Below are 5,797 nucleotides of genomic sequence, written 5' to 3' on the forward strand. Positions count from 1 at the left end.
GGGGCAGCGAGGTCGACGCGCGGTGGGCGCGGCAGCGGGCGGAAGGCCGCCACAGCGAGGCCGGAGCCACGTCTCTCGAGTACATCATCGACGGCCCACGCTGGGCGCCCGTGCGGCGGGCGGTGGGCCCGATCGCGGGCCGGCTGTTCGCGTCCTCCGACACCCCGCCGGGCGACCTGCTCGTCGAGGTCGAGGCCGAGAACACCTACGACGCCACCGACGTGCTTGAGCGGATCGCCGTACCCGTCCTCATCGTGTGCGGCGCAGCCGATCGGTTCTTCCCGGTGGACGAGGTGCGGGCGACGGCGGCGCGGATCCCCGACTGTTCGCTGATCCTCTACCCCGGGCTCGGGCACGTGCGCACCCTGTCGAGCCCGCGGCTGTACCGCGATGCGCTGGAGTTCCTGACGGCGTAGGAGTCCCCCTCCCCGGTTCGAGGTCTTACGCGGCGGGAATCCGCCGCGTAAGACCTCGAACCGCGTGAGGCGGCGCGGGGCAATCTCGGTCAGTTGGCGGCGGGCTCCGGGGCGCGCAACTCGCCACCGAAGGTCACCGCGTTGACGCAGCTCGTCGGCGCGGGCGTCATGTCCGGCGGGCTGCCCGGACGGTTGCAGGTCACCTCGAGGACCAGCTGGGCCGGCCCCTGCGCCACGAACGGCGTGACGAAGTGGTAGTCGGTCGTGCGGAAACTCTCCAACGCCTGGGTCAGCACCACCCGGTCACCCAGGGTGATCCGCAGGATGCCACTGTCGCCCTGGGTGTTCTCGAGGACGAAGTCGGTCAGGCTCAGGGTCTGACCATCGGCGATGGGGAAGACGTCGGTGCTGGTGTTTCCCTGGGTGGTCTCGGTGCTGAGACGATCGGAGGTCGGAGCGGTCACCAGCCGCGCCGTGTTCGATCCTCCCGACCCACCGGTGCCGGACGTTGTGCCGCCCGCGCTCTTGTTGCCCGACGCCGTCTTGCCCGACGTGGAGTTGCCCGACGCCTTGTTGCCGGTGTTGCCCGACGCGGACGTTCCGTTCTTCTTCGCGCCACCACCGGCCGACTTCTGTGCCTGCTCGGCCGACTTGGCCGCGTCGTTCTGGGCGGCTCCGGCCGAGTCGGCGGCCTTCTCGGCCGCGGCCACCTTGACGTTGATCTCCTGCAGCGGCTCCTCGATGGCCTCACGGGCCGCCGACGCGATGCTCGGCTTGAGCAGGAAGAACCACGCTCCGGCCAGCAACAACGCCAGGGCCAGCGCGGCGAGGAGGGCCTTGGGCAGCCACGCCGGAAGGATCGGGTCCTGCACGTACCCGGCCTCGAGACGCACCTCCGGCGTGTCCTGCGGCGCCACGATCACGGCGAACGGGAGCGTCGTGGGCGTCCCACGCCACAGGCGAGAGGTCGGTTTGACCCGCACATCGGCGAACGTGGCCGTGCCCGGGTCGATGGTCAGGCTCTCCGGCTCGGCACGCACCGTGAGTGCATCCGATTCGACGTGTGGCTTGAGGATCACCGTCACGGGCACGTTGCCACGGTTGTCGACGGCCACCTGGTGTTTGCCGCCGAAGCGGCCGTGCGAGATGCGCGGCACGAGCTCGGCGGTCGTCTCCAGGAACGGCAGGACCTCGACGACGGCCTCGGGCACGACGGCGAGCTCCGGGTGCTCGGTGGGCACGACATGCACGCCGAAACGCTGCTCCCCGGCCGGTACCTGGGAGGAGCGCGGTGGGCGCAGGTGCACCATCGCGGTCTGGGAGGTGCCGGGGTAGAGCGTGAACCGGGCAGGTTCCACGGTGGCCCACGCCGCGGGCACGCCGACGATGTCGAGGACGTAATCCTCGACGACGTCGCCGGTATTGCTGACGTTGAGTGGGAGCGCCGCGTATTGGCCGGCCTCCACCTGGACGGAGTCGGTTTCGAGCAGCGCAACGGTGGTCACCCGACCACTATCGCGACTCCGGGCCGCCCCGTCAGTGGCCGTTGAAGCGGCCGTTAGGGCACGTGAGATGCCCGTTGAGTCAACGCTGAGTGCATGGAGAGTCCGCCTTGGGATGCTCATCGACGGTGGTTCGAGAACGGAGGACCGCCCTCACACCTGACTAGGGGGTCCCGTCGTGGAATCCGTATCCGTTGTCGTCAGCGCTCGCGACCCGATCTCCGCCGCCGGCGTGGTCAGCCAACTGCGGCACCGCCCGGAGGTGCGCGTGCTCAAGGCCGACCAGATGCCCGAGGCCCGCGTGGCCGTCGTCGTGGTCGATGCCATGGACGAGGCTGCCATCAACCTCCTGCGCAAGGTCCAGCGCAGCCATGCCTGCCGCACCGTTCTCATGGCCAGCCATCTCGAGGACGATGACCTCGTCTCGGCCGTGGAGGTTGGCGTGGTCGGCCTCCTGCGGCGTGCCGACGCCAGCCCCGAACGACTCGTCGACGTCATCACGCGCGCCGCCGCTGGCGAGGGCAGCGTTCCGCCCGACCTGCTGGGCCGCCTCCTCGACCAGGTGGGCAAGCTGCAGAGTCAGGTGCTCACCCCCCGGGGGCTGACGTTCAACGGGTTGGCCACCCGCGAGGTCGAGGTGCTGCGACTGGTCGCCGACGGGCTCAGTACCTCCGAGATCGCTGCGCAGTTGTGCTACTCCGAGCGCACCGTCAAGAACGTGCTGCACGACGTGACCACCCGACTGCAGTTGCGCAACCGCTCCCACGCCGTCGCCTATGCCCTGCGCCAAGGCCTGATCTGACGGGTGCGCGCGACGTTGCCCGATCGGGCGTTCGGGCTTGCCCCGATCAATGTCCCCTGGCCCTGCGCGGAGGACAGCCGGTGAAGAACAGTGGAGTGGGATCAGAGAAGGAGTGGCGCATGCGCCGAAACGGGACCGGTGGAGCACGCGGGGCCGCGGCTGTGGCCTGCCTGCTCGCCGTCGTCATGGCCACCACAGCGCTCGCCACGAGCCTGACGCCGTTCGCCGCGCACCCGGCCAACGCCGCCGTCGACGTCGTCCCACCGCGACTCGACTTTTCGCAGGATTCGAGCGAACTGGTCATCCAACGCGCCGCCGGCGACTGCGAGGACTACTTCTACGAATGCCCCACCACCACCGATGTCGTACCGCCGGGAGGTGACTTCACCGGCGAAGCCTCCTGGTCCGGGGACGACCTCGTCTTCGTCAGCACCCGCGACACCGATGCCGGCGAGGTCTACCTGCGGCAGGCCTCGTGGGAGGACGGGGTGGAGAAGGTCGACGTCCACCGTCTCACCTGCAACACCGACGAGGAGTCGCACCCGGTCCTCTCCCCGGACGGTCGCCGCATCGCCTATGCCGCCAACACCGACGGGAAGTGGAGCATCTGGGCCGCCGAGCTGTACGACGCTCCGGCCACCAGCGACACGCCCGCCCGCCTCCTGCCGTGCGACGAGATCCGACCCGTGCAGATCCCGCCCGGTTCCGGTACGGATCTCTGGCCGACGTGGGTGGGCAACGCGGCGATCGCGTTCAGCCGGAGCACGCCCTCGGTGCACGACGGACTCGCCGACCTCTTCGCCGTCCGGCTCAACGAGGGCCTCTCCTCGTTCACCCTCGACGGCGACCCGGTCCGACTCACCGACGACCCCGCCGACGAGAGTCAGCCGCGCGCGTTCTTCGCCAACGCCGACAACCCCTACGCCGAACAGGGGTGGGTCGTCGTGCTCAGCACGACGCAGTTCCGCTCGGACGGCTCCCTGGCCACAATCACGGTTGACCCGGCCGATCTGCGCTCCCAGGCCGCGCAATCCATCTGGCCCGACGACGCTCCGCGACAAGGCGCCGAGGCCGATGTCTCCCATTCCGGGGGCATCACGCGGCTGGCCTTCACGAGTACGGCCACCGACCCGCTCGGCGACCTCCAACGGGTCGACCTGATCGGTGACGACACCACCAGCCAGCCCGGGTTACCCCGACAAGCCGACCCCACGACGCTCCTCTCGTTCGCCGACGAACCCGGCCGCGCGGAGTCGCACGCGGCGCTGTCCTCGGCGTCCGACGACTGGGCCGTGCAGGCCGTCTTCACCCGCCGCACCGCCTCCCGCGATCTCGCCGATGTCATCGCCGTGGACGGCAGCGGCCGGCGCGCGATCGCCGCGGGCACCGTCGACGTCGACGGCCAGGACACCCCCCGCGACGAGCATTCCGCCGCCACGTCCCCCGATGGGCGGCGCATCGCCTACGCCCGCACGACCGGAGCGCCGATGGGCTCGGAGATCGTCACGGCGCTGGCCGACGGGTCGGACGTGCAGCCGCTGTTGCGCGACCCCGTGGCCGATGTCGTGGACACCCAACCGGCGTGGTCGCCGGACGGCCGGCTGGTCGCGTTCGTCCGGCAGACCTCCGATGCCCGGCTGGTCGACTCGACGTCGCAGATCTGGGTCGCCGACGTCGCCTCGGGGACGGCCACGCGGTTGACCGTGGATCGCGACTCGAACACCACGTACTGGGACGAAGGCCCCTCGTGGTCACCCGACGGGAAGCGGATCGTCGTGGGTCGGCGAACCATGCGAGCGCCGGCGGACGTCGCCGTCACCCTGACCACCCCGAGCGCTCTCCAGAACGGGACGAAGGGCACGGCGACGGTCCGGGTCACGAACGCCACCTCGGCGGGACGAGCGGACGAGTTCACCGTCGACATCCAGGTGCCGGGCGCCTTGCCGGGGCGGGAGCAGGTTCTCCTGTTCGGTGAGGTGCTGCCAGACGGCTGCTCCGTCCGGCCCAGTTCCGGCGGTTGGATCCGCTGTCAGAGCGCGGCGCTGCAACCCGGAGCGGAGCGCAGGTGGACGTTCGATCTCGTCGCCAACGTCGTCGGGCCCGGCAGCGTGTCGGCCAGCCTGTCGGGGGTGAAGCCCGGTGACCGTGACACCGGCAACCACTTTGCCTCCAACTCCGTGCGCGTCCAGGCGGACCCCGCGACGCCCGAGACGACGACGTCCGCCGAGCCGACCGCCGGCACGGCCTCTCAGCGCACCGAGAACCCGGCGAGTCAGTTGTGGGTCGTTGATCCGGACACCGGCTCGACCCAGGCCCTGACTCAGTGTGAGGGCGTGACCGCCTGTACTCCGGTGCGTGGTCGTGCCCCCGCCTGGTCCCCGGACGGTCTGTCGGTCGCCTACGAGTCCGCCGGGCAGGTGTCGATCGCGCGGCTGACCGACACGAACGAGGACGGCACCGCCGACCGGCCCGAGACCGTCGCGGCTGTGCGACCGGTGACGGGCTTCGCCGCCAACGGCACGGCCATGCCGTCGCGCTCGGTGCTGCAGCGCGCCACCGACCCGGCCTGGTCCCCGGACGGCTCCGAGATCGCGGTGACCGGGCAGCCCGTCGGGCAGGCGGATCGCCGTGGCATCTACGCCCTTCGCCCCGATGGTTCGGGATTGCGCACGGTCGTGGCGCACCGCGCTCCAGTGTCGGAACCGGCCTGGCAGATGTCCGCCGACCTGGCCGTCACCGTCTCGGCGAAGCCGGAATCGGGTGACGTGGAGTTGAGCACCGTCATCACCGCGAGGATCACCAATCCGGGGCCGGCGCGGGCGAGCGACGCCACCGTGGTGTTCGACCTGCCCGCCGACGTGACGCTCGGCGCCTTGCCCAGCGGCTGCACCGCCAGCGGTCGCACGGTGACGTGCGTCGTCGACTCCGTGCCGCCGAAGGGGGCGACGGTGATCGAGATTCCGGTGACCGTGCTGGTGCCGGGGAGCCATGGGGGAACGGTCACGGTCCACACGGATCTGCCCGACCCCGATGCGACCAACAACTCGGGTGAGTTCGTGGTGACCGCGACGACGCCA

The 5,797-nt window shown here is 70.7% G+C and carries 3 protein-coding genes and 1 pseudogene; 3 read left to right on the top strand and 1 reads right to left on the bottom strand.

Going from position 1 to position 5,797, the window contains the following annotated elements; all coding sequences use genetic code 11:
* The coding region (locus KD1_RS16775; RefSeq protein ID WP_370670745.1) for an alpha/beta fold hydrolase at nucleotides 1-416 on the top strand (416 nt) is incomplete at its 5' end.
* Between the two features lie 89 nt (nucleotides 417-505).
* On the opposite strand, the gene KD1_RS04795 is transcribed toward KD1_RS16775, so the two are convergent.
* Nucleotides 506-1,921, bottom strand: coding sequence for a COG1470 family protein (locus KD1_RS04795; RefSeq protein ID WP_068398315.1), 1,416 nt, complete (start codon nucleotides 1,919-1,921; stop codon nucleotides 506-508).
* A 175-nt stretch (nucleotides 1,922-2,096) separates the two neighbouring features.
* Here KD1_RS04795 and KD1_RS04800 point away from each other — a divergent pair, with 175 nt between their 5' ends.
* Entirely contained in the window at nucleotides 2,097-2,720 is a 624-nt protein-coding gene (locus tag KD1_RS04800; protein WP_068398318.1) for a helix-turn-helix transcriptional regulator, read from the top strand.
* A gap of 119 nt (nucleotides 2,721-2,839) precedes the next feature.
* Nucleotides 2,840-5,797: pseudogene (locus tag KD1_RS04805) on the top strand (DUF11 domain-containing protein); the annotation flags it as partial.

Origin of the sequence: Kribbia dieselivorans NBRC 106261 (assembly GCF_001552435.1) — a bacterium.
GTDB lineage: Bacteria > Actinomycetota > Actinomycetes > Actinomycetales > Dermatophilaceae > Kribbia > Kribbia dieselivorans.